Below are 26,504 nucleotides of genomic sequence, written 5' to 3' on the forward strand. Positions count from 1 at the left end.
AGTCTGTCGGTGCCGCCTTTTAGCGGCACCGTTTTTCATGGAAGGCGACCATATTGGGATTTTTTACTAAAACTCGCCGCTCTGGCGCTCGTCTGAACGTCCCTGCCCTGGTGCAGGTGGCGGCGATTGCGATCATCCTGATTCGCTGCGTTGACCTGCTGATGCTGTTTAACCTGCTGGGCTGGAAAGGACTCCAGGAACTGATCTTTCGTAGCGCCCAGACCTGGAGCCTGACGCTGGTGTTTATGGCGAGTCTGGTGCTGCTGTTTGTCGATATCCTCTGTGCTTTCTCAGTGGTCAAGGGGCGAAGCTGGGCGCGCTGGCTCTATCTGTTCGCCCAGGCGTCAGCAGGTGCGTATTTGTGGGCCGCTTCCATTGGCTACGGTTATCCGGAACTTTTCAGCATCGCCGGAGAGAGCCGGGGTGAAATTTTTCACGCGTTAGTGATGCAGAAATTGCCGGATATTATGGTCCTGATGCTGCTTTTTCTCCCGTCGCCCAGCCGCCGCTTTTTCCGTCTGCAATAACAGTGGTACAATCGCCGCCCCTGAAATTCAGAAGGTTTTATTATGCAGTGCGCACTTTATGACGCCGGTCGCTGTCGCTCCTGTCAGTGGATTGATCAGCCGGTTGCCGATCAACTCTCCACCAAAATGGCCGATCTTCGTGCATTGCTCGGCACGCTATCGGTGGGAGAGTGGTGCGCGCCGGTAAGTGGACCGGAGCAGGCATTTCGTAATAAGGCCAAAATGGTGGTAAGTGGCAGCGTGGAAAAGCCGCTGCTCGGCATGCTGCACCGCGATGGTACGCCGGAAGATCTCACCTCCTGTCCGCTCTATCCCGCTTCCTTCTCGGCGGTTTTTTCCGCGCTTAAACCTTTTATTGCCCGCGCCGGGCTGACGCCCTATAACGTGGCGCGTAAACGCGGAGAGCTGAAATATCTGTTGCTGACCGAAAGCCAGCAGGATGGCGGGATGATGTTACGCTTCGTCCTGCGTTCCGAAGCGAAACTGGCACAGCTGAGCGCGGCGCTACCAGCATTACAGGCGCAACTCCCGCAGCTAAACGTGATTTCAGTGAATATTCAGCCGGTCCATATGGCGATTATGGAAGGTGAGAAAGAGATCTTCCTCACCGATCAGCAGGCGCTGGCCGAGCAATTTAATAACGTGCCGCTGTGGATCCGCCCGCAGAGTTTTTTCCAGACTAACCCGACCGTTGCCAGCCGTCTGTATGCCACTGCCCGCGCGTGGGTGCGGGAATTGCCGGTACAGCATATGTGGGATCTGTTCTGCGGTGTTGGCGGCTTCGGCCTGCATTGTGCCACGCCTGAGATGAAACTGACGGGAATAGAAATTGCCCCGGAAGCGATTGCCTGCGCCAGACAATCCGCTGAGCAATTGGGGCTGCATAATCTGCATTTTCAGGCGCTGGATTCCACGGCGTTTGCGACCGGGCAGGGCGATGTTCCCGATCTGGTGCTGGTCAACCCGCCACGCCGGGGGATTGGTCAGGCGCTATGTGATTATCTCAGCAAGATGGCCCCGTCATTTATTATCTACTCCAGTTGTAACGCACAAACGATGGCGAAAGATTTGCAGCAACTTCCGGGCTATCGGATTGCGCGCGTACAACTTTTTGACATGTTCCCGCATACTGCCCATTATGAAGTGTTGACGCTACTCATGCGCGATTAACATTACCAGAGGGAAAGGTATGCGAACGCCTTCACGTTTTCTTTTTGCTGCGCCACAGGCACGGTTCAATGCAACCGGCTGGCTGGTGATTGCTTTGCTATGCGCCGCGCTTCTGTACGGGTTTTATCGTATGGTTGCGGCTTTTATCATTGATGGCGACCCGCTGATTTTTTTTATTTCGGCTCTCGTGGCGTGGCTGGTGATTGCCAGTATCCGGGGTAACCGCCAGTGGCGTGTGCATCTTCGTACGCTGGCTCAGCAGCGCAGGGATTACAGTATCTGTGATTTTGCCCGCAGCTTTGATTCGCGTGAGGTGGATACGTGGATTATCCGTGCCGTCTGGAATGTGTTGAGTGAAGGGGTAAACCGGGACGGCCCGGATGGGTTTACGGTGCCGATTTTCGCTGACGACCGCCTGGCAGATGAGTTTATGCTGGAAGATGACGAGGATCTGCTGGATACCCTGGAAGAGATGGCGCACAGAGCCGGGCGCAGCACTGAATTGTTGGGCACGGAAGGGTTTTCCGGTCCGGTGATCACCGTGCGGGATGCCGTGCTGTTGCTGAACGCGTTGCCGATGACCGGGGAGCGCAAGGGGCGGATGTGGACCGCGGTGTGATCGTCAGCCCAAACAATTTTCGGCTGCGGTGCCTTTTATGCCGGGTGGCGGCTACGCCTTACCCGGCCTACGAAAATCCAGCCCTTTCAGTCAGTTAATCCCGCTGCAAGCAAAATTCCACCGAAGTTCGCCGTTCATCTGTAGGCCCGCGCAAGCGAAGCGCCGCCGGGCACGTTCGGCTTATCGGGCCTGAAAACTTACTGCGGGAACCACTGGTCGCTGATTTTTTGATACGTACCGTTATCTTTAATCGCTTTCAGCGCGGCGTTCAGTTTTTCCAGCAGCGCTTTATTATCCGGGCGAACGGCAATGCCAAGGCCGGTGCCGAAGTACTGCGGGTCCGTCACTTTCTCGGTTGCGGTGCCCAGCTGCGGATTGGTTTTCAGCCACTCGTTGACCACGGCGGTATCGCCAAATACGCCATCAATACGGCCATTTTTCAGGTCTATAATCGCATTCTGATAGCTGTCATAGGCCACGGTTTTGACTTCCGGATGCTTATCCTGAATATATTTCTGATGCGTGGTGCCGTTTTCCATCCCGATACGTTTGCCCTTCAAATCGGCAAAGGTTTTGTAAGCATCTTTTTTCGCGATAACCACCGCGGAGTTAGCGTAGTACGGCTGGGTAAAGGCAACCTGTTTGCTACGTTCAGGCGTAATGTCCATTCCGGAAATCACCGCATCATATTTTTTGAATTTTAGCGACGGGATCAGGCTGTCAAACGCGTGATTGGTAAAGGTGCAATCGGCCTGCATTTGGGTGCACAGGGCTTTTGCCAGGTCAATATCAAACCCAACGATCTGGTTGCTGGCATCCAGCGATTCAAAAGGAGGATAGGTAGCAGAGACGCCAAAGTTGATTTTGTCTGCGGCGCTCGCGCCCGCTGCGAAAGTGGCAAGTAGTGCGGCCAGAACTAACTTTTTCATGATGAAGCTCCCGTCGGTCAATCTTATGTGGTGTGCCGGTAAGCGGCGTAAAAATACAATGCCACTATTTGAATTTGTATGCAATATAAATGAGTATTTATTGTTTTAATGGCATAAAAAAGCGGATAAGTGAGAGGCTTATCCGCTGAGGGTTTTCATGCTTATGCAATCGGCATCGCAGGTTCCCGGCAGATCGGGATGCAGCATCATGCGACGGCTTATGCTCAGTTACGGCGCTCAAACACCAGCGCGCGGCGCTCAATCAGACGCATCAGCAGGGTTAGCAGGCCGTTGACCACCAGATAGATCAAACCCGCTGCGCCAAATACCATCACGTCGTAGGTGCGTCCGTACATCAGCTGGCCATGTCCCATCACTTCCATCAGCGTGATGGTGTAGGCCAGAGAGGTACTTTTAAACACCAGCACCACCTCGTTGGAATATGAGGAGAGGGCACGTTTAAACGCATAGGGCAGCAAAATCGCGAGGGTGTCTTTCTTACTCATTCCCAGCGCGCCACAGGACTGCCACTGGCCGTCCGGAATCGCCCGGATGGCACCGTAGAACAGCTGCGTGGTATACGCGGCGCTGTTCAACGACAGGGCGATCAGCGCGCACAGCCACGGCTCGGAAATTAAGTGCCAGATCAGCGGATAATCCTGTAGCGTCGGAAACTGGCCCGGACCGTAGTAAATCAGGAAGATCTGCACCAGCAGCGGCGTACCGGTAAAGAGGGTGATATAGACACGCACGATCCACACCAGTACCGGCGTTTTTAGCGTCAGGATAATGGTGAAAATCAACGCCAGGATCAGGGCAACAACAATCGAAGCCACCGTCAGCGTCAGACTGGTATGCAGTCCCTTCAGAAGCTCAGGTAAATACTCAAACATCAGCCCGGCCTCCGTTCAAAACGCGTCGCGCGCAGGTCAATACGCTTAAGGATGTACTGGCTCAATAACGTAATCACCAGATAAATCGCCGCCGCCACGATATACCAGGTAAAGGGCTCCTGAGTTCGCGTGGCGATGCTTTTGGTTTGCAGCATCAAATCGTTAACGCTGATAAGCGACACCAGCGCGGTATCTTTCAGCAGCACCAGCCACTGATTGCCGAGACCCGGCAGCGCGTGCCGCCACATTTGTGGCATCACCAGGCGGAAAAAGATCGCACTCTTAGAAAGGCCCAGCGCCTGACCCGATTCCCACTGTCCCATCGGCACTGCTTTCAGCGCGCCGCGCAGGGTTTGCGAAGCATAGGCAGCGTAGAGTAAGGAAAGCGCAATGACGCCGCACAGGAACGGACTGACGTCAAAGTTTTCAATCTCCATCTGCACCGGGATCTGGGTGAAGCCGAGGTTAATCGAGAAACCATCAGACAGCGTCAGCAGTAGCTGTGAGGAGCCAAAATAGATAAACAGGACCACCAGGATTTCCGGTAGCCCGCGCATAATCGTCACCAGCGCCGTGCCCAGCCACGCGACGGGACGCCATTTTACTGACTCCCAGACCGCGAACAGCATTGCCAGCGCCAGGCCAATGACCAGCGCACAAACGGCAAGGCCGACGGTCATCCCGGCGGCGCTTGCAAGAGGAAAGAATTCGTTCATCAAAGATTACTTCTGGAACCATTTGTTGTAGATGGTCTCGTACGTCCCATCTTTCTTCACTTTTTCCAGCGCAGCATTGAATTTCTGCTGTAGGTCAGTGTTGCCCTGACGGACAGCGATGCCAAGACCCGTGCCGAAGTACTCTTTGTCGGTCACTTTATCGCCAACGGCTGCCAGTTTCGGGTTGGCTTTCAGCCACTCGGTGACCACGGCGGTGTCACCAAATACGCCATCAATACGGCCGTTTTGCAGATCCAGCTTGGCGTTCTGGTAGCTGTCGTAAGGCACCGTCGTGATTTCCGGATGTTTATCCATGATGAATTTCTGGTGAGTGGTGCCGTTCTGCACGCCCACTTTTTTACCTTTCAGCTGGTCAATGCTGGTGAATTTACCCTGCTGACCGATAAACAGCGCCGAGTTGTCATAGTACGGGGTCGTAAACAGCACCTGCTTTTCACGTTCCGCAGTAATGTCCATTCCGGCCATCACCGCTTCAAAACGGCGGAATTTCAGGCCCGGGATGAGGCTGTCGAACGCCTGATTAGTGAAGGTACAGGTGGCATCAATCTCTTTGCACAGCGCGTTCGCCAGATCGACATCAAAACCCACAATTTTGTTGTTGGCATCGACTGATTCAAACGGAGGATACGACGCTTCGGTGGCGAAACGAATGGTCTGGGCTGCCGTGGCGGAAAGACTGGCACTGGCGATTAGCGCGGCGATCAAAACTTTTTTCATTGTCATTTTCCCGATCTTCAGTGTGATAAATAGTGTTTAAAGGCGTCGGTTTGCGGATGCGTAAAGCAGCCTGCATCCCCTTGCTCAACAATATAACCATTTTCCATATACACCACGCGGCTGGCGGTTTTACGCGCCACTTCTACCTCGTGGGTCACAATCACCTGGGTGATGTTGGTTTCCGCCAGCTCGCGAATAATGCTGACGATCTGCGCGGTGATTTCCGGATCGAGCGCCGCAGTGGGCTCATCAAACAGCAATATCTGCGGTTCCATCATCAGGGCGCGGGCAATGGCCACACGCTGCTGCTGGCCGCCGGAGAGATGCAGCGGATAGCGATCGCTGTACGGCTTCAGGCGCAGACGTTCAAGCAGCTTATCCGCACGTTCCATCGCCTGCGCTTTACTCAGACCCAGCACCCGGCAGGGCGCTTCAATCAGGTTTTGCACCACCGTGAGGTGCGGCCACAGATTGTACTGCTGAAACACCATGCCGACGTTCTGGCGCAGTTCGCGAATCGCTTTATCCGACGGTGTTTTTGCGAAATCAAATTGATTGCCAGCGATGCTGAGGGTGCCGGAACGCGGCATCTCAAGCAGGTTGAGCACGCGCAACAGCGAGCTTTTACCCGCACCGCTTGGGCCAAGCAGCACCAGCGTTTCACCCTGCGGGCAATTAAGCGTGATGTCGAACAGCGCCTGGTGTGCGCCGTAGAAGCAATTTATGCCGTTTAATTGAATACTCATCGGGGCAGTCTTGTAGCAATTGAGGCCGCAAATAGTACCTTTCACAGAATAGTTATGCAATATTTCTGCGTTAAAAGTTAACTATAAGCCGCAGGATATCTTAAACTTAGCACAAAATAGCGCCGGGGGAAGAGGCGAGGGAGAAATGTCGGTCCGCTTTCGCTAAGACCGACATTTAAATTTAAGGCGGTAAAATCGTTAGCGTTTTTCCAGCGACTGACGCAGTGTGCCAGCCGGTGCGTGGCTTGCCCCGAGGTAGCGCACATCGTCAACCGCCCAGCACTGGCCTTCGCGGATCATTAAGACTTCATCCTGCCAGGCATCGCTGCCCTGTTTCAGGTCTACACGCAGAGGAATGTTTCGCGCATCCGTATTAGGAATAGTCGACGCGCTGGCAACGCGGGCGCTTTCTGGCGGCGTGTTACGACTGGAGAAAAGATCGGATTTCAGTAGCGCATTGTGGCTACTGTCACGACTGGCATCGCTCAGCATTTTCGCCAGATCGTCACTTAAGTAGGGGCGCAGCGCGGTGATATCGTTATTCCGGTTCTGGATACGCGCGTCATAAAATTTCTGGGCCACCGTATCCGGACCGCCTTCAACACAAGGGCCGCTGCGGGTGCCGATGTCATTAAATGCCGGCGTGACGGTAGTGCAGGCACTCAACAGCAACGCGCACGGGATAAAAAGAGCGAGAGCAGAGTAGCGCATTCTGATTTCCTTATAAGCAATCTACGATAATAATGGTTATGCTTTTCAAGCATAGCGTATCAGTTCGATAATGCGTTTGGCATCCAGAGCTAAGGCATTGAACGTAAAACAAGGAGACAGACGATGCAATTTTCGACGACACCGACTCTCGAAGGGCAGACAATCGCTGAATACCGTGGCGTAGTGACCGGAGAAGCCATTCTCGGGGCCAATATCTTCCGTGATTTTTTCGCCGGGATCCGCGACATCGTTGGTGGCCGCTCCGGTGCCTATGAAAAAGAGCTGCGCAAGGCCCGTGAAATTGCCTTTCAGGAACTCGGCGAGCAGGCTAAAGCGCTGGGAGCCGATGCGGTGGTGGGCATTGATATCGATTACGAAACGGTGGGTAAAGACGGCAGTATGCTGATGGTCAGCGTCTCCGGCACGGCGGTGAAACTACGCTAATGAGACGTTTTGTATGGAGTATTGCGCTGGCGCTGCTGTTAACGGGCTGCGCAGGCGAAAAAGGGATTATTGATAAAGACGGGTATCAGCTGGATGTCAGGCATCCGGCACAGGCGGCGTATCCGCGAGTAAAAGTGCTGGTGATCCACTATACCGCCGATGACTTTGACACCTCGCTGGCAACCTTAACCGACAAGCATGTCAGCGCGCACTACCTGATACCTGACGTGCCTCCACGGCATAACGGTAAACCGCGCATCTGGCAACTGGTGCCGGAGCAGGAGCTGGCCTGGCATGCCGGGGCGAGTTTCTGGCGGGGGGCCACGCGCCTTAATGACACCTCTATCGGCATTGAACTGGAAAACCGCGGCTGGCAGAAACGAGACGGGGTAAAATATTTTGCGCCGTTTACTCCCGCGCAGATAGCCGCGCTGGTGCCGCTGGCAAAAGATATCATTGCGCGTTACCACATTGCGCCACAGAACGTGGTTGCGCATGCGGATATCGCCGCCCAGCGCAAGGACGATCCCGGCCCGTTATTTCCCTGGCAGGCGCTGGCGGAGCAGGGGATTGGCGCGTGGCCTGATGCGCAGCGCGTCGCGTTTTACCTGAACGGGCGAGCGCCGTCTGAGCCGGTGGACACGGCGTCGCTGCTGGATCTTCTGGCCCGCTATGGTTATGAGGTCAAGCCTGAAATGACCGAGGCGCAACAGAAACGGGTGATTATGGCGTTTCAGATGCACTTCCGTCCGGCGCGCTGGGATGGTGTCGCAGATGCACAAACCCAGGCCATCGCCGAGGCGCTGCTGGAAAAATACGGCCAGGGTTGATGCTCTTCGCCCTCACCCTAACCCTCTCCCCCAGGAGAGGGGACCGTCCGGCGAGCGGTTGCGGCCAGTCGGCACATTCTATGGTAAAAGCAGTCAACCAGACGTTCCGCGAGGCACTGACTGCTCCCTCTCCCTGAGGGAGAGGGCTGGGGTGAGGATCAGCGGTGCAATTTCCCATGATCCCGCAGCCAGGCTGCCGTGCGCGTGATACCTTCATCCAGCGTCACCACCGGCTGATACCCCAGCTCTTGCTGCGCCCGGCTAATATCCAGCGTGAAATCAAAATTCAGCTTGGACACACCATAGTGCGTAAACGTCGGTTCTTTCGCGGTTTTACTGCCAAAGCGCTCCATACTGCGGGCGACGATATCCAGCATCGGATAGGGCACCGACCGGATGCGGCAGTGAATATTTAGCTCGTCGATGAGCTTCTGCACAATATCATGCAGTTTCTGCGGCTCGCCGTTGGTGATGTTAAATGCACGGCCGGAAGGCAGGGCGTCGCACGAGGGCTGGCTGGCCAGCCACATGGCGTGGATGGCGTTTTCAAAATAGGTCATATCGACCACCGCATCGCCGCCGCGTGGCAGGAGAACGCTGCCGTAGTGGTGCATCATCTGCGCCAGACGCGGAATAAATACCTTATCATGGGGGCCAAATAAACTTTGCGGGCGCAAAATAGTAAAACGCGTCTGCGGATTGGCACGTGCCAGCAGCTGAATCACCTCTTCGCCAGCCGCTTTGCTGCGGGCAAATTCATTGGCAAATCGCTGCGGGCGAAATTCTTCCTTCACATCGTGATGATGATGGTAATCGAAGTACAGGGAAGGTGACGAAATATGCACAAAATTGCGCACGCCCCAGGCGACGGACCACTCCCCCAGACGACGCGTGGCGCGCACGTTGGCGAGATCAAACGCCTCCTGCGTTCCCCACGGTGAGGTAAAGCTGGAGCAGTGCCACAGGGTATCGATACCGGCGAGCATGACCTTAGCCTGCGAAGAGACCAGTTCAGTGAGATCGGCCTGCACGAATTCTGCGCCCATTTTTTGCAGCAGCTTGCCCATCGCTTCATTACGACCGGTTGCTCTGACGCTGATGCCTTTACGACGCAAAAACTCGACCGCGTTTCGGCCTAAACCGCTGGTTGCGCCCGTTACCAGAACCTTCATATCGATCCGCTGTGTTTTAAAGAATTTCGTGCGCATTCTTCCGGTATTTTCGGCGGTATGCAATGGGAAAAATGAAAGAATCTGAGGTTAATGGCAAACCGTGTGCGGTTTTTAGTGCTCAGGCCATATCCCGGGAACATCGCCCCGACGTTTCTCCTGTTACCCTTTCTCTGCCAGACTGGCGATACGTTTTGCCATGCCGCGAAAGATGAACAAATGCGCCGGGATCATTAACAGCCAGTAAAACAGCCCCGGCATTCCGTGCGGGTGCCACCAGGCGCGGACGTCAAGCTGCCGATAATCACCTTTATCTTCCATAGTAAAGCAAAGGCGGCCCAGCCCCGGCGCTTTCATGCCAAACAGCAGCGCCAGCTCTTTTTCCGGATCGGCGATAATCACCTTCCAGCTATCAACGGCATCGCCTGGCTGCAAAAACGGGCGCGCCGGGCGGCCTTTTGCCAGTGGATGACCGATAATCTTGTCGATTAAGGCGCGGGTTTGCCACAGCGGATTGCCAAAAAAGTAGCGTTCCTTGCCGCCAAGCTGGTTTACTACCCGCCACAGGGCGCTAAGGCTGGCGGGCGTTTTCAGCGTAAAGCCCGCCTGTTTGGCAAAATAGCCGTAGTCCGGCCGCCAGCGGGCGAACGCCTGCGCGTCGTAACCCCAGTCGCTTGAGTTAACCAGCCTCTTTTCTTCTTCCAGCGTGCTGCGCACCGCATCATCAAACGGGATCAGCGTCTGCGGAATTAACGCCCGGAGCGGGCCGTCATCAGCGAGAAGATCGTGTTTGAGCCCCTGAATCAGCGCTTTTGCCGTGGTGGGAGGCACCGAGGTAATGACAGTCAGAAACCAGACTGAAATCCAGCGGGTAGGGAAGGGGATGGGAATTAGCGGGCGATGCCGACCGCTGACCAGCATAAAACGCTCAAACTGTTGCTGATAGCTCAGCACCTGTGGCCCGGCGGCTTCAAAAATGCGATGTTCGCGAGCGGGATGATCCAGTAACGCCACCAGATAATGCAGCAGATTATTCAGCGCAATGGGCGTGGTCCGTGAGCGCACCCAGCGCGGCGGGGTGAGCACGGGCAGGTTATAGACCATATCGCGCATCACCTCAAAGGCGGCAGAACCCGCGCCGATGATAATCCCGGCGCGCAGTTCAGTCACCGGCACACCGGACTCGCGCAGGGTGTCTGCCGTGAGCTGCCGGGCGCGCAGATGGTCGGACTGCTGGTGCGCCGGTGCCTGGAGCGAGCTGAGGAAAATCAACTGGTTCACTGGCGTCTCGCGCAGTGCATCGCGAACGTTGAGGGCAACCTGACGCTCATGAGCGACAAAATCGCCGCCTTCGCCCATGCCGTGAACCAGATAGTAAACGGTCTCACTATTTTTCAGCAGTTCCGGTAACGCCCTGGGCCAGCAGAGATCCAGTGAATGACAGCTGACGCCAGGCAGCGCCATCTTCTCCAGCCGCTCAATGCGCCGTGCCGCCGCCAGCACCTGATGCCCCTGCTGGCTCAGCGCTCTGATCAGGTGTTGACCAATATAGCCACTGGCCCCCAGCACCAGAATACGTTGCGGCACGGTGTGCTCCTTAGCGGTTGAGAAACGCTTTCCAGTGAGCAACGAGTTGCTCTAGCTGCTCGCGGCTGACATCAAGATGCGTCACCAGACGCACCACCGGAGAGGCATTGATCAGGATATCCTGCGCACGCAGATGTTCGCCCAGCGCAGCGGCATTTTCTTCACCGACCCGGACAAACAGCATGTTCGTGTCATGACGCATGACATCCGCACCAATTTCTTTCAATTGGGCAGCAAGCCAGGCGGCGTTGTCGTGATCTTCACGCAAGCGGGCAACATTATGCTTTAACGCGTACAAACCGGCCGCCGCCAGAATCCCTGCCTGACGCATACCGCCACCGGTCATTTTCCGCCAGCGGATAGCGCGTTTAATATAGTCGTGACTGCCGACCAGCAGCGAGCCTACCGGCGTACCTAATCCTTTCGATAAACAGATGGTGAAGGAATCGCAGTACTGCGTAATCTCTCTCAATTCGCAACCATACGCTACCACGGCGTTGAAGATGCGCGCACCGTCAACGTGCAAACCCAGCCCGCGGCTACGGGTAAATTCCCACGCCGCCTGGAGGTACTCTCGCGGCAGAACTTTGCCGTTATGGGTGTTTTCCAGACTGAGCAGCTTAGTGCGGGCGAAATGGATGTCGTCGGCTTTGATTTTGGCGGCGACTTTATCCAGCGGTAGGGTGCCATCGGAGGCGGCATCAATAGGCTGCGGCTGAATGCTGCCGAGCACGGCGGCACCGCCTGCTTCATAGAGATAATTATGTGCGCCCTGGCCGACGATATATTCTTCGCCACGCTCACAGTGGCTGAGAAGGGCAACCAGGTTGGCCTGGGTGCCGGTCGGCAGAAACAGCGCCGCCTCTTTGCCAGCCAGATCGGCGGCATAACGCTGGAGTTCATTAACGGTAGGATCGTCACCATAAACGTCGTCGCCGACCGGAGCGGTCATCATGGCTTCAAGCATGGCACGCCCCGGACGGGTTACGGTATCACTGCGTAGATCAATCACGGCATTTCCTTTTTGATTCAGGATGATGCCCTATTTTTACCTGAGCCAGTTGGTTTTTGCCAGTTCCAGCACCTCGTCACCGCGCCCGTTAATGATCGCGCGCAACATATAGAGGCTAAAGCCTTTGGCCTGTTCGAGTTTAATTTGCGGCGGCATGGCCAGTTCTTCTTTCGCCACTACCACATCCACCAGTACCGGGCCCTCGGTGGCAAAGGCGCGTTGCAGTGCGTCGTCAATATCAACCGCTTTCTCGACGCGAATACCGGTAATGCCGCAGGCATCGGCGATACGGGCAAAGTTTGTGTCGTGGAGATCGGTGCCGTCAGTCAAATAACCCCCGGCCTTCATCTCCATCGCCACAAAGCCCAGTACGCTGTTGTTGAAGACAATAATTTTTACCGGCAGCTTCATCTGCACTACTGACAGGAAGTCGCCCATCAGCATACTGAAGCCCCCGTCGCCACACAGGGCAACGACCTGACGGTTCGGCGCGGTAGCCTGTGCGCCCAGTGCCTGTGGCATGGCGTTGGCCATCGAGCCGTGGTTAAAGGAGCCTAACAACCGACGCTGACCGTTCATTTTAAGATAGCGGGCGGCCCAGACCGTAGGCGTACCCACGTCGCAGGTAAAAATGGCGTCGTCATCGGCATAATGGCTAATCTGCTGCGCCAGATACTGCGGATGGATCGCTTTCTCACTGGGTTTCGCCAGCGCGTCCAGATCTTTACGCGCGTCGCGGTAGTGCTTCAACGCGGTATCCAGGAAGCGGGTGTCGGTGTTTTCTTCCAGCAGCGGCAGCAGGGCGCTTAATGTGGCTTTGATATCGCCAATCAGCGCCATATCAACCTTGCTGTGCGCGCCGATACTTCCCGGATTGATATCAATTTGGATAATTTTGGCGTCGGTCGGGTAGAAGGCGCGATAGGGGAATTGGGTACCCAGAAGCACCAGCGTGTCGGCATTCATCATGGTGTGAAAACCGGAGGAGAAGCCGATAAGCCCGGTCATTCCCACATCATAAGGGTTGTCATATTCGACATGTTCTTTGCCACGCATCGCATGGACGACAGGCGCTTTTAATTTACCGGCGAATTCTACCAGCTCAGTATGCGCCCCGGCACAGCCGCTGCCGCAGAGCAGGGCGATTTTGCTGGAGTAACGCAGTAGCTGAGCCAGCTTTTTCAGTTCGTCTTGTGCGGGGGTGACCACTGGTTGCGGGGCAGGATACCAGTGGCTGCTGGCATTTTCCGGCGCAGCCTGAAGGGCAACATCACCTGGCAACACAATGACCGACACGCCGCGATTAAGCACAGCTTTACGCAGGGCAATGGCCAACACCTGAGGGATCTGCTCTGGCGATGAGACCAGTTCACAATAGTGGCTGCATTCGCGGAACAGTTCCTGCGGATGCGTCTCCTGGAAATAACCGCTGCCGATTTCGCTGGACGGAATATGCGCGGCGATGGCCAGTACCGGAACGTGGTTACGATGACAGTCAAACAGGCCGTTAATTAAATGCAGGTTGCCAGGCCCGCAGGAGCCAGCACAGACTGCCAGTTCGCCCGTCAACTGCGCTTCTGCACCGGCGGCAAACGCGGCCACTTCTTCGTGGCGGGTAGGCATCCAGTCAATCGTGCCCATTTTGTTCAGACTGTCGCTCAGGCCATTCAGTGAATCACCTGTGACGCCCCAGATACGTTTAACACCCGCTTGTTCCAGCGTTTTAGCAAGATAAGCGGCAACGGTTTGTTTCATGGGTTTCCATCTCCTTTGTGTGATACCGCTTACAAGCTTAGGTCAGATCCTGAGGGTCGCGCAGAAAACCTCCGTGTATAAAGGCGCTATCTTTCGCATTGCGGAAGGCGTAATGTGAAGCAGTCGCATTTAAAACAAGAGGCATTTCAAATGGTTAAGAAATTGTTAATTGCCGTCAATAGAACCCTTTCACATGAAGATTTTGGCAAGCTGTTGTTACGCATTGCCGTGGGCGGGTTAATGCTTTTCCACGGGTTACACAAGCTGTTTGATGGCATCGACGGGATCCGTGGCATGGTGGTTGCGCAGGGATTACCGGGGTTTGTTGCCTACGGCGTGCTGATTGGCGAAGTGTTAGTGCCGTGTTTGATTATCCTGGGTATTTTGACGCGTCCGGCGGCGCTGGTATTGTCTTTTACCATGCTGGTGGCGTGGTTGATGGTAGGGATTAATAATACCTGGATGCTGGATAAAACCGGCGCATGGGCGATTGAAAATATTGCTTACTTCTTTATTGGCGGGCTGGCGATTGCTTTTATGGGGGCGGGGCGTTACTCAGTCGTGCGCGATCCGGCGTGGCGGTAAAACGGTAGCGACGTGCCATTTTGCCCGGTGGCGCTGCGCTTACCGGGCCTACAGACAAGATGACAACCGTGATCCGTAGGCCGGGCAAGCGCAGCGCCACCCGGCATATTTTACTCCTCAGGCCAGCACCAAATCCCCTTGCGGATGACATGAGCATGCCAGCACATACCCGTCAGCAATTTCCGCATCGCTCAGCGTCATGGTACTGCTGACCGTATATTCACCGGAAACCACTTTGGTTTTGCAGCAGCCACACACGCCTGCGCGGCAGGCAACGGTGATCGGCACCTTATTGCTCTCCAGAGCCTCCAGCAGCGTGGTGCCCACCGGCGCATAAAACTCCTGCACCGGTGCAAGCTTCGTGAACTTCAGACCCTCACTCGCCGCCTGCGCAACCGGCGTAAAGAACTTCTCTTTAAAGAATTTCGTCACTCCAAGCGCTTTCACTTCCTGCTCGACCAGTTCCATATACGGCGCGGGCCCGCAGGTCATTACGGTACGTGAAGCCAGGTCCGGCACTTTCTGTAATAGCTCAGGTGTCAGTCGACCGGAGACAAATTCCCCGGTCGCCTCGTTTTCCGCGACCAGCGTGACCGGATACTGCTGCCACTCTTCGGCAAAAATCACATCCTGCGGTGAACGGACGTTAAAGATCACCTGCACGTCGGCCTTTGGACGATACTTCGCCAGCCAGCGGCGCATCGACATTACCGGCGTCACGCCGCAACCTGCTGCCAGCATCAGGAATTTGTCTTCGGCTTTGTCTTCGCAGGTGAAGTCACCCATCGCATCGGACAACCAGATATAGTCGCCGCGTTTCACGTCGCGGGTTAACCACTGTGAACCTGCACCCTCGTCAATCCGGCGGACGGTCAGGGTAATATACTCGCTTACCCCCGGTGTGGACGAAATCGTATAGGCGCGCAGCGTCTCTGCGGAATGGCGTACGCTGACCAGCGCATACTGGCCCGCGCGGTACGGGTAATAATCGTGACACAGCAGCGAAAGGGTCCACACATCCGGCGTTTCCTGATGAATGTGGTGAACCTGCATCCGCCATGGACACTGCGTGGTGGGTATCGTCATCATCGCACTCCTTACGCGCTCAGCAACTGCTTCATATCTTCTTCAACTGTGGTCACGGAACGCAGACCAAACTTCTCGTTGAGAACCGCCAGCAGATCCGGGGTGAAGAAGCCTGGTGCGGTTGGCCCGGTAACGATGTTTTTCACGCCGAGAGAGAGCAGGGTCAGCAGAATGACGATGGCTTTCTGTTCAAACCAGGAGAGCACCAGCGACAGCGGCAAATCATTCACGCCACAGCCCAGTTTTTCTGCCAGCGTCACCGCCAGAATAATCGCGGAATAGGCATCGTTACACTGACCGGCATCCACCAGACGCGGCAGACCTTCGATATCGCCAAAGTCCAGTTTATTGAAACGGTATTTACCGCAGGCCAGCGTCAGGATCAGGCAGTCGTCCGGCACGCTGGTGGCGAAGTCGGTGAAATAATTACGCTCGCCGCGCGCGCCATCACAGCCGCCCACCAGGAAGATGTGACGCAGTTTTTCACGGCTCACCAGGTCGATCAGGGTATCGGCAGCGCCCAGCAGGGTCTGACGGCCAAAGCCAACGGTAATCAGGTGCGGAATTTCGCTGTAAGGAAAGCCCGCCATCTGCTGCGCCTGAGCAATTACCGGCGCGAAGTCGTCGCCTTCAAGATGGCTAACACCCGGCCAGCCGACGATGCTGCGGGTCCAGATACGGTCATCATATGCGCCGACGGTCGGGTCGATAATGCAGTTAGAGGTCATCACAATCGGGCCCGGGAAGCGGGCGAACTCTACCTGCTGGTTCTGCCAGCCGCTGCCGTAGTTACCGATCAGGTGTTTAAATTTACGCAGTTCCGGATAACCGTGCGCGGGGAGCATTTCACCGTGGGTATAGACGTTAACGCCGGTACCTTCGGTCTGCTCCAGCAGGTTATAAAGATCTTTCAGATCGTGACCGGAGATCAGGATGCATTTACCTTCGGTCGCTTTAACGTTGACCTGAGTCGGCGTCGGGTGACCATATTTGCTGGTTTCACCGGCATCCAGAATGCTCATCACTTTGAAGTTCATCTGGCCGATTTCCATCGAGCACTCCAGCAGAGCGTTCATATCGGAAGGCCACGTCCCCAGCCATGCCATGATTTTATGGTACTGCGCGTAGATGTCGTTATCGTACTGACCGAGAACGTGCGCGTGTTCCATATAAGCCGCCGCGCCTTTCAGGCCGTACAGGCACAGCAGACGCAGGCCGAGAATGTTCTCGCCAATATCGACTTTATCTTTATTCGGGGTGAAATCTGCCGCCTGACGCTGTAAGTCGCCTAAATCGTCACTGACCAGTTCCAGGTCGGCCATGGGATTAGTCACGGCGGCGCTGGCATCCACGCTCAGGCAATGCGCTTTCAGCGCCTCGCGCAGGGCAATGGCATCGCGTGCATAGCCCACGATACGCGGGGAGTCGAAGTTAACGTTAGTTAAGGTTGAGAAGAACGCGCGCGGCGCAAAGTTATCGATATGGTGGTCGATAATGCCATATTCGCGCGCCTTGATGGCCCAGGCGGAAAGACCCTGCAACGAGGCGATCAGCAGATCCTGTAGGTCAGAGGTTTCAGCTGTTTTTCCGCACATACCCTGCGCGTAAGAGCAGCCGTTCCCTGCCGGGGTACGGATGGTTTGTTCACATTGCACACAAAACATGGTCACACCTTTTTTAAAGTTATATTTGAAATACATGTTTAAGGTTATGCTGGTCGCAGGGGGATGAAAAGGGATTTGTGCGGTAAGTTAAAGGGAGATTGATTTAGCTCAATTTTGGCGGCAGAGGTCTACCGCCAAAGAGGGATCAGGCGGTGAAAAAGGCCATCAGTAACGGCACCAGAAGACTCAGGAGAAAGCCATGAACAATGGCGGCAGGGACGATCTCCAGACCACCGGAACGCTGTAAAACCGGCAGGGTAAAATCCATTGAAGTGGCACCGCACAACCCCAGCGCCGTCGAGCGGCTGCGGCGTACCAGTCCAGGAATCAGCATGATCGCGATAAGCTCGCGCGCCAGATCGTTAAAGAAAGCGGCACTGCCAATGACCGGGCCAAAGGATTCGGTGAGCAAAATACCGGAAAGTGAATACCAGCCGAAGCCGGAGGCCATCGCCAGACTGGTCCGCAGCGGCAGATCGAGTAAAAACGCGTTTAGTGCGCCGCCTGCCAGCGAGCTGACCACCACCACCACGCCTACCATCATCCCCCGGCGGTTCAGCACAATCTGTTTTAGCGTCATACCGCTGTTACGCAACTGAATGCCGATCAGAAACAGTAAAAAGATCAGCGTGTATTCGCTGGCCTCGGTGGCGTGCTGTAAGAGCGGAAAATGGGTCAGACCAAGGGCAAAGCCCAGGATCACCACGCCGCACAGTTTCAGCGACTCCAGCGCCATCGCAATACGCGACGGTAATTTCTCCTGCTGATGGGTATGCCGCCAGGGAATGACGCGATCAAGCCAGACAAGCGCCGCAATATTACACAACAAAATGACGGTAATACTGACCGAGGAGTAGTGAAAAATTGCCAGCAGGTTGCTGGCCAGGTTTTCCAGAAACGCGAGGCTGATCCCCATAAAAAAGAGGATGACGTAAACAATCCAGCTTAACAGACGATTGATAACTTTAAGGGCGGCAGCATGGCGCAGAGGGATCAGATAACCAATAATCAACGGCAGAAGAATAATTAACAAACCCGAAAACATGAAACCCCAGTCCCTTCATTCAATGAATAACGCTTGCTGACACTACCCAAAACAGCAGAGTGAGTAAAGGTGCAATAAAAAAGAAAAGTTATGCATATCTGATGTAGCCATACCCGGTTTGTTTCGCCGTCGGGAAACCATAACCCGGTGCCAGAAGAGAAAATTGGTGATATACAGTCAGAAACAGGGATATAACGAAAGTAAAGGAGACGCTATGCTTCTTGAACGAGTGGATATCGTAGGTTTTCGTGGCATCAATCGTCTGTCATTGATGCTGGAAGAGAATAACGTCCTGATTGGCGAGAACGCCTGGGGGAAATCCAGCCTGTTGGATGCGCTCACGCTGATCCTCGCGCCGGGCAACGAGTTGTACCATTTTGTGCACGACGATTTCTGGTTCCCCGCCGGCGATGTCCAGGGTCGCGAACATCATCTGCATATTATTCTGACGTTTCGTGAAGCGTTCCCCGGTCGCCATCATGCCCAACGCTTTCGCCCGCTATCGCCATGCTGGGTGCCTGGCGAGGATGGTTATCATCGCCTTTTTTACCGTCTGGAAGGTGAACTGGCTGACGATAATTCCGTCATGACGCTGCGTGGATTTCTGGACGCCGCAGGAAATCCGCTCCCCATCGCTGAAATAGACGAAATAGCCCGCCATCTGATCCGGCTGGTGCCGGTACTGCGGTTACGCGACGCCCGCTTTATGCGGCGCATTCGTAACGGTACGGTGCCGAATTTCCCCGATGTGGAAGTGACCGCCCGCCAGCTCGATTTTCTGGCACGCGAACTGGTGGATCGTCCGCAGAATCTTTCCGACGGGCAGCTTCGCCAGGGGCTGTCGGCGATGGCGCAACTGCTGGAGCACTATTTTGCTGAGCACAGTTCAGGTGAAACCCGCCATCGTTTAATCCGCCGCCGCTCGCGCAACGAGCAGCAGAGCTGGCGCTATCTGGACGTGATTAACCGGATGATTGATCGCCCCGGCGGACGCAGCCACCGGGTGATCCTGCTGGGGCTGTTTTCCACGTTATTGCAGGCCAAGGGAACAGTAAAACTGGATAAAGACGCCCGGCCGTTATTGCTGATTGAAGATCCCGAAACCCGCTTGCATCCCATCATGCTCTCAGTCGCCTGGCATCTGCTGAACCTGTTGCCGCTGCAACAGGTGACCACCACCAATTCGGGTGAACTGTTGTCGCTGACCCCGGTCGAGCATGTTTGCCGCCTGGTGCGAGAATCCTCGCGCGTGGCCGCATGGCGTCTGGGGCCGGGAGGACTGAGTGCAGAGGATGGGCGACGCATCGCCTTCCATATTCGCTTTAATCGCCCGTCATCGCTGTTTGCCCGCTGCTGGTTGCTGGTCGAGGGCGAGACGGAAACATGGGTTATTAACGAACTGGCACGGCAGTGCGGACACCATTTTGATGCTGAAGGCGTCAAGGTTATTGAGTTTGCCCAGTCCGGATTAAAGCCGCTGATTAAATTTGCCCGACGGATGGGGATTGAATGGCATGTACTGGTGGACGGCGACGAAGCCGGGAAAAAATATGCCGCCACCGTGCGCAGTTTACTTAACAACGATCGCGAGCAGGAGCGCGACCATTTAACGGCGCTGCCGGCGCTGGATATGGAGCACTTTATGTATCGTCAGGGATTTGCCGACGTTTACTACCGGGTAGCGCAGATCCCGGAAAACGCGCCGGTCAATCCGCGCCGGGTGATCGTTAAGGCAATCCATCGCTCGTCAAAACCGGATCTGGCGATTGAAGTGGCAATGGAAGCAGGGCGACGAGGGACGGAATCTATTCCGCTGTTGCTGCGGAAAATGTTCTCCAGGGTGCTGTGGCTGGCGCGTGGCCGCGCTGATTAACAGTTATTGCTTATCATTAACCTTTCGTTGACAGCGTATTGCGATAGAATTAGCACCTCGCATCAAAAGCTCAGGTATCTGGAATTTTTATGAATTTGAAGGGAAGAGGCAAAAAGCGCTGGCTGCTGCTGTTAGTGGTCATTGTGGTGGCAGCATTCTGGCTGTGGCAGAAGCTTAATGCCCCGCAGCCGCAGTACCAGACGCTGATCGTGCGTAAAGGCGATCTGGAGCAGGCGGTACTGGCTACCGGTAAGCTGGATGCGCTGCGTAAAGTGGATGTCGGCGCGCAGGTCAGCGGGCAGCTCAAAACCCTGTCGGTGAATATCGGCGATAAGGTGAAAAAAGATCAGCTGCTGGGCGTTATCGATCCTGAGCAGGCGGAAAACCAGATCAAAGAAGTCGAAGCCACGCTGATGGAACTGCGTGCGCAGCGTCGTCAGGCGGTCGCCGAAATGCAGCTGGCGAAGGTGACGCTCTCCCGTCAACAGCAACTGGCGCGTACCCAGGCGATTTCTCGTCAGGATCTGGATACCGCCGCGACCGAGCTTGAAGTGAAACAGGCGCAAATCGGCACGCTGGACGCCCAGATCCAGCGCAATCAGGCAACTCTGAGCACCGCCAAAACCAATCTCGACTATACCCGCATCATTGCGCCGATGGCGGGTGAGGTAACGCAAATTACCACCCTCCAGGGACAAACGGTGATCGCCGCTCAGCAGGCTCCAAACATTTTGACGCTGGCGGACCTGAGCACCATGCTGGTCAAAGCGCAGGTATCCGAAGCCGACGTTATTCATCTGAAACCGGGGCTGAAAGCGTGGTTTACGGTGCTCGGCGATCCGCTGTCCCGCTATGAAGGGACGCTAAAAGACGTGCTCCCGACGCCGGAAAAGGTGAACGACGCCATTTTTTACTATGCCCGCTTTGAAGTGCCAAACCCGAAAGGCATCCTGCGCCTGGAGATGACCGCGCAGGTGCATATCCAACTGTCCGGCGTGCGCAATATTCTGACCATTCCGCTTTCCGCGCTCGGCGACGCCACCGGCGATAATCGTTACAACGTCCGGTTGTTGCGTAACGGCGAGGTCCACGATCGCGAAGTGACTATCGGCGCGCGTAATGACACCAGCGTAGAAGTCGTCAAAGGGCTGGATGAAGGCGATGAAGTGATCGTTGGTGAAAAGCAGCCCGGAGATAAATCGTGACGGCACTGCTTGAGCTGACGGATATCCGCCGCAGCTATCCTTCCGGCGAGGGCAGCGTTGAGGTACTGAAAGGGATCTCTTTGCGTATTGAGGCCGGGGAGATGGTGGCAATTGTCGGCGCGTCCGGCTCCGGTAAATCCACCCTGATGAATATCATTGGCTGTCTGGATAAGCCCACCGGCGGAACCTATCGGCTTGCCGGGACGGATATTGCTACCCTGGACAGCGATGCGCTGGCACGCCTGCGACGCGAGCACTTTGGTTTTATCTTTCAGCGCTATCATTTGTTGTCCCACCTTACCGCGACGCAGAACGTTGAAGTGCCAGCCGTATATGCGGGTACGGAACGCGCGGCGCGACTGAAACGCGCCCGTGAACTGCTTGATCGGCTGGGGCTGACTGAGCGAGCAGATTATCAGCCCTCACAGCTCTCAGGCGGGCAGCAGCAGCGTGTCAGTATCGCCCGCGCGCTGATGAATGGCGGCCAGGTGATTTTGGCGGATGAACCTACCGGTGCGCTGGACAGCCATTCTGGCGAAGAGGTGATGGCGATCCTGCACCAGTTGCGCGATCGCGGGCACACGGTGATTATCGTCACCCACGATCCAGAAGTGGCAGCCCAGGCCGAGCGGATTATTGAAATCCGCGATGGTGAAATCATCAGTAATCCGCCCGCTAAAACGACCTCTCCAGGCCCGTTAAAGCAGGCGCATCAGGCGACGGTTCCGGGCTGGCGGCAGTTTAGCAGCAGCTTTCGCGAGGCTTTGACGATGGCGTGGCTGGCGATGGCGGCGAATAAAATGCGCACGTTGCTGACGATGCTGGGGATCATCATCGGTATCGCTTCAGTGGTCTCGATTGTGGTGGTGGGGGATGCCGCCAAGGAACTGGTGCTGGCGGATATTCGCGCAATCGGCACCAATACCATCGATGTGTATCCTGGTAAAGATTACGGCGATGACGACCCGCAGTATCAGCAGGCACTGAAATATGACGACCTGACTGCGATCCAGAAACAGCCGTGGGTAAAATCAGCAACGCCGGCCGTGTCGCAGAACCTGCGGCTGCGCTATAACAATCTCGATATGGCCGCCAGCGCCAACGGCGTGAGTGGGCAATATTTCAACGTCTACGGGATGACCTTCAGCGAGGGCGCGACCTTCAACGACGAGCAGCTGAAAGGGCGGGCACAGGTCGCCGTGCTCGACAGCAATACCCGGCGTCAGCTATTCCCCAACAAAACCAATGTGGTCGGAGAGATTATTCTCGTGGGCAATATGCCTGCAACGGTGATCGGCGTGGCGGAAGAGAAGCAGTCGATGTTTGGCAGCAGTAAAATTCTCCGCGTCTGGCTTCCCTATACCACGATGGCTGGACGGGTGATGGGCCAGTCGTGGCTGAATTCCATCACGGTGCGTATCAACGATGGCTATGAGAGCGCCCAGGCCGAGCAGCAGCTTACTCGCTTGCTGACTCTGCGTCACGGTAGAAAGGATTTCTTCACCTGGAACATGGATAGCGTCTTGAAAACGGCAGAAAAGACCACACGTACTCTTCAGCTGTTCTTAACGTTAGTGGCGGTAATTTCGCTGCTGGTCGGCGGGATAGGGGTGATGAATATCATGCTGGTCTCGGTCACCGAGCGCACGCGTGAAATCGGCATTCGTATGGCGGTTGGCGCACGGGCCAGCGACGTGCTGCAACAGTTTTTAATCGAAGCGGTGCTGGTCTGCCTGGTGGGCGGGGCGCTGGGCGTCAGTTTATCGATGCTCATTGCCTTTACGCTACAGCTTTTCTTGCCGGGCTGGGAAATTGGTTTTTCTCCCCTCGCGCTGCTGACCGCTTTTCTCTGTTCAACGCTGACTGGTGTGTTGTTCGGCTGGCTTCCGGCGCGTAACGCCGCCCGGCTCGATCCGGTGGATGCGCTGGCGCGTGAATAAAGATAAAAAAATGCCAGTCATAAGGGCTGGCATTTTGACGGCGGGATGTACACAATGGAGCTGGAGCTATGCAACCGCTTCGGCTTCGAAAGGGACGATCAGGCTGGCATGATTGCCTTTTGGCCCCTGGTGTACATCAAACCGGACGGCCTGCCCGGCTTTTAGCGTTCTGTAACCATCCATCTGAATGGTTGAATAGTGGGCGAAAATATCCTCGCCACCGCCTTCGGGGCAAATGAAGCCAAACCCTTTGGCGTTGTTAAACCACTTAACTGTACCCGTTTCCATGCTTCGACATCCTTCAGAGATCTTTTGCAAGTAAGATGGAATGAACCGGTGTTGGAATGGGAGTTGTTCAAAACCTCGTCAACTCCAGCTTGTACAATTTAGAGAAATCGGGCATCGCGTCAAGTGATTCGCAAAGGGTGACGGGGTAAAATGCGCTAAAATTTGAAGCAGTTAACGCTATTGACCAGGAATGTGACAGAAGTCGCGGATGATAACGATAGATGATAGTTATCTAAGATCTATTGTAGATTCATAGTATGCATAGACTCACGTCAGCGGTAATAAAAGCGAGCCGGTAACCGTAACTGAAGATGACGACTGACAATGAGTAAAGCGAAAGATTGGCTGGATTTCGACCAAATTACACAAGATGAGCTGCGCGACGCGCTAAAACCGCCATCTATGTATAAAGTTATGTTAATGAACGATGATTACACGCCGATGGAATTTGTTATTGACGTGCTACAAAAGTTCTTTTCTTATGATGTAGAACGTGCAACGCAACTGATGCTTACGGTTCACTATCAGGGTAAGGCCATTTGTGGGGTCTTTACCGCCGAGGTCGCGGAGACGAAAGTGGTGATGGTGAACAAATACGCAAGGGAGAACGAGCATCCGTTGCTGTGTACGCTGGAAAAAGCCTGATTAAGGCAAACTATTGAGGGGGGTGCCCAATGCTCAACCAGGAACTGGAACTCAGTTTAAATATGGCTTTCGCCAGAGCGCGCGAGCACCGACACGAGTTTATGACCGTAGAGCACTTGCTGCTGGCTTTGCTCAGTAACCCATCTGCCCGCGAAGCGCTTGAAGCCTGCTCCGTGGATCTGGTGGCGCTGCGTCAGGAACTCGAAGCCTTCATCGAACAAACCACACCGGTGCTGCCCGCCAGTGAAGAAGAGCGCGACACACAACCGACGCTCAGCTTCCAGCGTGTTTTGCAGCGCGCGGTCTTCCACGTTCAGTCCTCCGGCCGTAGTGAAGTGACCGGCGCGAACGTCCTCGTGGCCATCTTTAGCGAGCAGGAATCGCAGGCCGCCTACCTGTTACGTAAACACGAAGTCAGCCGCCTTGATGTGGTGAATTTCATCTCTCACGGCACCCGTAAAGACGAGCCGAGCCAGTCTTCCGATCAGGGAGGCCAGCCCGGTACTGAAGAGCAGGCAGGCGGGGAGGAACGGATGGAAAACTTCACGACCAATCTTAACCAGCTTGCTCGCGTAGGCGGTATCGACCCGCTGATTGGCCGCGATAAAGAACTGGAACGCGCTATTCAGGTACTGTGTCGCCGTCGCAAAAATAACCCGCTGCTGGTGGGCGAGTCTGGCGTAGGTAAAACCGCCATTGCGGAAGGTCTGGCGTGGCGTATCGTGCAGGGTGACGTGCCGGAAATTGTGGCTGACTGCACGGTCTACTCGCTGGATATCGGTTCACTGCTGGCCGGTACCAAGTATCGCGGCGACTTTGAGAAACGCTTTAAAGCGCTGCTCAAACAGCTCGAGCAGGACGAAAACAGCATCCTGTTTATCGACGAAATCCACACCATCATCGGCGCGGGTGCGGCCTCAGGTGGTCAGGTGGATGCGGCTAACCTGATTAAACCGCTGCTTTCCAGCGGCAAAATCCGCGTGATGGGGTCTACCACCTATCAGGAATTCAGCAACATCTTTGAGAAAGATCGTGCGCTGGCGCGTCGTTTCCAGAAAATTGATGTCACTGAGCCTTCCGTGGAAGAGACGGTGCAGATCATCAATGGCCTGAAGCCGAAGTACGAAGCGCACCACGACGTTCGCTATACCGCTAAAGCGGTGCGTGCGGCGGTTGAGCTGGCGGTAAAATACATCAACGATCGTCATCTGCCAGATAAAGCCATTGACGTAATTGATGAAGCGGGCGCGCGGGCGCGTCTGATGCCGGTCAGCAAGCGCAAGAAAACCATCAACGTGGCCGATATCGAGTCCGTGGTGGCACGTATTGCGCGTATTCCTGAGAAAAGCGTCTCGCAGAGCGATCGTGATACGCTGAAAAATCTCAGCGACCGTCTGAAAATGCTGGTCTTCGGTCAGGATAAAGCCATTGAGGCCTTAACTGAAGCTATCAAAATGGCGCGCGCCGGGCTGGGACACGACCACAAACCGGTCGGCTCCTTCCTGTTTGCCGGGCCAACGGGCGTAGGTAAAACCGAGGTGACGGTACAGCTGTCAAAAGCGCTGGGTATTGAACTGCTGCGTTTTGATATGTCCGAGTACATGGAACGTCACACCGTCAGCCGCTTGATCGGTGCGCCTCCGGGATACGTTGGCTTCGACCAGGGCGGTCTTCTGACCGACGCGGTGATCAAACACCCGCACGCGGTTCTGCTGCTCGATGAAATCGAAAAAGCGCACCCGGATGTCTTTAACCTGCTGTTGCAGGTGATGGACAACGGTACGCTGACCGACAACAACGGGCGTAAAGCAGACTTCCGCAACGTGGTGCTGGTAATGACCACCAACGCCGGGGTACGTGAAACAGAACGTAAATCGATTGGTCTTATCCATCAGGACAACAGTACCGACGCGATGGAAGAGATCAAAAAGATCTTCACGCCGGAGTTCCGTAACCGTCTGGACAACATTATCTGGTTTGATCACCTCTCAACCGAGGTTATCCATCAGGTTGTCGACAAGTTTATTGTCGAGTTGCAGGTTCAGCTGGATCAGAAAGGCGTCTCTCTGGAAGTCAGTCAGGAAGCACGCAACTGGCTGGCGGAAAAAGGTTACGACCGGGCAATGGGCGCTCGTCCGATGACGCGTATTGTCCAGGATAACCTGAAAAAACCGCTGGCTAACGAGCTGCTGTTTGGTTCGCTGGTCGATGGCGGCCAGGTAACGGTTACGCTGGATAAAGAGAAAAATACGCTGGCCTATGGTTTCCAGAGTGCGCAGAAGCACAAGGCGGAAACGGCGCATTAAGGCTTTTTAACGTAAACGGGA

General features: G+C 55.3%; 25 protein-coding genes and 1 pseudogene. 12 read left to right on the forward strand and 14 right to left on the reverse strand.

What is annotated here, in order from left to right:
- Positions 1–53 precede the first annotated feature (53 nt).
- Genes INT84_RS03040 through INT84_RS03050 form a run of 3 tightly spaced genes read left to right on the forward strand, consistent with a single transcriptional unit; the run spans position 54 to position 2,316 of the window.
- Positions 54–527, forward strand: a complete 474-nt coding sequence (locus INT84_RS03040) for a YbjO family protein (RefSeq protein ID WP_194205566.1) — start codon at positions 54–56, stop codon at positions 525–527.
- Positions 528–569: 42 nt separating this feature from the next.
- Positions 570–1,697, forward strand: coding sequence for a 23S rRNA (uracil(747)-C(5))-methyltransferase RlmC (gene rlmC, locus INT84_RS03045; protein WP_194205567.1), 1,128 nt, complete (start codon positions 570–572; stop codon positions 1,695–1,697).
- A gap of 19 nt (positions 1,698–1,716) precedes the next feature.
- On the forward strand, positions 1,717–2,316 hold the full coding sequence (locus INT84_RS03050) for a hypothetical protein (RefSeq protein WP_194205568.1): 600 nt from the start codon (positions 1,717–1,719) through the stop codon (positions 2,314–2,316).
- A gap of 197 nt (positions 2,317–2,513) precedes the next feature.
- Here the strand turns inward: INT84_RS03050 and artJ are convergent, their stop codons facing one another.
- The 6 genes from artJ to INT84_RS03080 all read right to left on the reverse strand — a co-directional run bounded on the left by artJ (position 2,514) and on the right by INT84_RS03080 (position 7,049).
- Entirely contained in the window at positions 2,514–3,245 is a 732-nt protein-coding gene (artJ, locus tag INT84_RS03055; protein WP_194205569.1) for an arginine ABC transporter substrate-binding protein ArtJ, read from the reverse strand.
- 224 nt (positions 3,246–3,469) lie between these two features.
- Positions 3,470–4,138 carry an arginine ABC transporter permease ArtM gene (artM, locus tag INT84_RS03060; RefSeq protein ID WP_194205570.1) on the reverse strand — a complete coding sequence of 223 codons (669 nt, stop codon included), beginning with the start codon at positions 4,136–4,138 and terminating at the stop codon, positions 3,470–3,472.
- Entirely contained in the window at positions 4,138–4,854 is a 717-nt protein-coding gene (artQ, locus tag INT84_RS03065) for an arginine ABC transporter permease ArtQ (RefSeq protein ID WP_176920604.1), read from the reverse strand. Before artQ ends, artM begins: the two co-directional genes overlap by 1 nt.
- A 6-nt stretch (positions 4,855–4,860) precedes the next feature.
- Positions 4,861–5,592, reverse strand: coding sequence for an arginine ABC transporter substrate-binding protein ArtI (artI, locus tag INT84_RS03070; protein WP_176920605.1), 732 nt, complete (start codon positions 5,590–5,592; stop codon positions 4,861–4,863).
- A gap of 17 nt (positions 5,593–5,609) precedes the next feature.
- A complete protein-coding gene (gene artP / locus INT84_RS03075) occupies positions 5,610–6,338 on the reverse strand; it encodes an arginine ABC transporter ATP-binding protein ArtP (protein WP_176920606.1) in 729 nt (242 codons plus the stop codon).
- A gap of 198 nt (positions 6,339–6,536) precedes the next feature.
- On the reverse strand, positions 6,537–7,049 hold the full coding sequence (locus INT84_RS03080; RefSeq protein ID WP_176920607.1) for a lipoprotein: 513 nt from the start codon (positions 7,047–7,049) through the stop codon (positions 6,537–6,539).
- A 123-nt stretch (positions 7,050–7,172) separates the two neighbouring features.
- Here INT84_RS03080 and INT84_RS03085 point away from each other — a divergent pair, with 123 nt between their 5' ends.
- A complete protein-coding gene (locus INT84_RS03085; RefSeq protein ID WP_194205571.1) occupies positions 7,173–7,493 on the forward strand; it encodes a heavy metal-binding domain-containing protein in 321 nt (106 codons plus the stop codon).
- Positions 7,493–8,323: an N-acetylmuramoyl-L-alanine amidase gene (locus INT84_RS03090; protein ID WP_194205572.1), complete on the forward strand. Its 831-nt coding sequence runs from the start codon at positions 7,493–7,495 to the stop codon at positions 8,321–8,323. The genes INT84_RS03085 and INT84_RS03090 overlap by 1 nt, the downstream gene beginning before the upstream one ends.
- A 158-nt stretch (positions 8,324–8,481) precedes the next feature.
- Here the strand turns inward: INT84_RS03090 and INT84_RS03095 are convergent, their stop codons facing one another.
- The 4 genes from INT84_RS03095 to poxB all read right to left on the reverse strand — a co-directional run bounded on the left by INT84_RS03095 (position 8,482) and on the right by poxB (position 13,846).
- Positions 8,482–9,495 carry an NAD(P)-dependent oxidoreductase gene (locus INT84_RS03095; RefSeq protein ID WP_194206101.1) on the reverse strand — a complete coding sequence of 338 codons (1,014 nt, stop codon included), beginning with the start codon at positions 9,493–9,495 and terminating at the stop codon, positions 8,482–8,484.
- Between the two features lie 159 nt (positions 9,496–9,654).
- Positions 9,655–11,079: an SDR family oxidoreductase gene (locus INT84_RS03100; RefSeq protein WP_194205573.1), complete on the reverse strand. Its 1,425-nt coding sequence runs from the start codon at positions 11,077–11,079 to the stop codon at positions 9,655–9,657.
- A gap of 10 nt (positions 11,080–11,089) precedes the next feature.
- The gene (gene ltaE / locus INT84_RS03105; RefSeq protein ID WP_194205574.1) at positions 11,090–12,091 is read right to left on the reverse strand and encodes a low-specificity L-threonine aldolase; all 1,002 of its coding nucleotides are present in this window, start codon (positions 12,089–12,091) and stop codon (positions 11,090–11,092) included.
- 36 nt (positions 12,092–12,127) lie between these two features.
- The gene (poxB, locus tag INT84_RS03110; protein WP_194205575.1) at positions 12,128–13,846 is read right to left on the reverse strand and encodes a ubiquinone-dependent pyruvate dehydrogenase; all 1,719 of its coding nucleotides are present in this window, start codon (positions 13,844–13,846) and stop codon (positions 12,128–12,130) included.
- Positions 13,847–13,996: 150 nt separating this feature from the next.
- Between poxB and INT84_RS03115 the strand changes: the two genes are divergently transcribed.
- Complete coding sequence (locus INT84_RS03115) at positions 13,997–14,431, forward strand: DoxX family protein (protein WP_194205576.1); 435 nt, start codon at positions 13,997–13,999, stop codon at positions 14,429–14,431.
- A 117-nt stretch (positions 14,432–14,548) separates the two neighbouring features.
- On the opposite strand, the gene hcr is transcribed toward INT84_RS03115, so the two are convergent.
- The 3 genes from hcr to INT84_RS03130 all read right to left on the reverse strand — a co-directional run bounded on the left by hcr (position 14,549) and on the right by INT84_RS03130 (position 18,226).
- Positions 14,549–15,517 carry an NADH oxidoreductase gene (gene hcr / locus INT84_RS03120; RefSeq protein ID WP_194206102.1) on the reverse strand — a complete coding sequence of 323 codons (969 nt, stop codon included), beginning with the start codon at positions 15,515–15,517 and terminating at the stop codon, positions 14,549–14,551.
- An 11-nt stretch (positions 15,518–15,528) separates the two neighbouring features.
- A complete protein-coding gene (gene hcp / locus INT84_RS03125) occupies positions 15,529–17,181 on the reverse strand; it encodes a hydroxylamine reductase (RefSeq protein ID WP_194205577.1) in 1,653 nt (550 codons plus the stop codon).
- Positions 17,182–17,326: 145 nt separating this feature from the next.
- Positions 17,327–18,226, reverse strand: coding sequence for a lysine exporter LysO family protein (locus INT84_RS03130; RefSeq protein ID WP_194205578.1), 900 nt, complete (start codon positions 18,224–18,226; stop codon positions 17,327–17,329).
- A 214-nt stretch (positions 18,227–18,440) separates the two neighbouring features.
- Between INT84_RS03130 and INT84_RS03135 the strand changes: the two genes are divergently transcribed.
- The 3 genes from INT84_RS03135 (at position 18,441) to macB (ending at position 23,244) form a co-directional block, all read left to right on the forward strand.
- Positions 18,441–20,099, forward strand: a complete 1,659-nt coding sequence (locus tag INT84_RS03135; RefSeq protein ID WP_176920616.1) for an ATP-dependent endonuclease — start codon at positions 18,441–18,443, stop codon at positions 20,097–20,099.
- 89 nt (positions 20,100–20,188) lie between these two features.
- On the forward strand, positions 20,189–21,304 hold the full coding sequence (gene macA / locus INT84_RS03140) for a macrolide transporter subunit MacA (RefSeq protein WP_194205579.1): 1,116 nt from the start codon (positions 20,189–20,191) through the stop codon (positions 21,302–21,304).
- Positions 21,301–23,244 (forward strand): macrolide ABC transporter ATP-binding protein/permease MacB, encoded by a 1,944-nt coding sequence (macB, locus tag INT84_RS03145; RefSeq protein WP_194205580.1) that lies wholly within the window; start codon positions 21,301–21,303, stop codon positions 23,242–23,244. The genes macA and macB overlap by 4 nt, the downstream gene beginning before the upstream one ends.
- Before the next feature lie 66 nt (positions 23,245–23,310).
- Here macB and cspD read toward each other — a convergent pair whose 3' ends face one another.
- On the reverse strand, positions 23,311–23,532 hold the full coding sequence (cspD, locus tag INT84_RS03150; RefSeq protein ID WP_176920619.1) for a cold shock-like protein CspD: 222 nt from the start codon (positions 23,530–23,532) through the stop codon (positions 23,311–23,313).
- 179 nt (positions 23,533–23,711) lie between these two features.
- Here cspD and INT84_RS24145 point away from each other — a divergent pair.
- The 3 genes and pseudogenes from INT84_RS24145 to clpA all read left to right on the forward strand — a co-directional run bounded on the left by INT84_RS24145 (position 23,712) and on the right by clpA (position 26,483).
- A pseudogene (locus tag INT84_RS24145) lies at positions 23,712–23,757 on the forward strand (hypothetical protein).
- A gap of 99 nt (positions 23,758–23,856) precedes the next feature.
- A complete protein-coding gene (gene clpS, locus INT84_RS03155) occupies positions 23,857–24,177 on the forward strand; it encodes an ATP-dependent Clp protease adapter ClpS (protein WP_176920620.1) in 321 nt (106 codons plus the stop codon).
- A gap of 29 nt (positions 24,178–24,206) precedes the next feature.
- Positions 24,207–26,483: an ATP-dependent Clp protease ATP-binding subunit ClpA gene (gene clpA / locus INT84_RS03160; RefSeq protein ID WP_194205581.1), complete on the forward strand. Its 2,277-nt coding sequence runs from the start codon at positions 24,207–24,209 to the stop codon at positions 26,481–26,483.
- Positions 26,484–26,504: the final 21 nt, after the last annotated feature.

The organism is Superficieibacter sp. 1612_C1 (assembly GCF_015234305.1).
GTDB lineage: Bacteria > Pseudomonadota > Gammaproteobacteria > Enterobacterales > Enterobacteriaceae > Superficieibacter.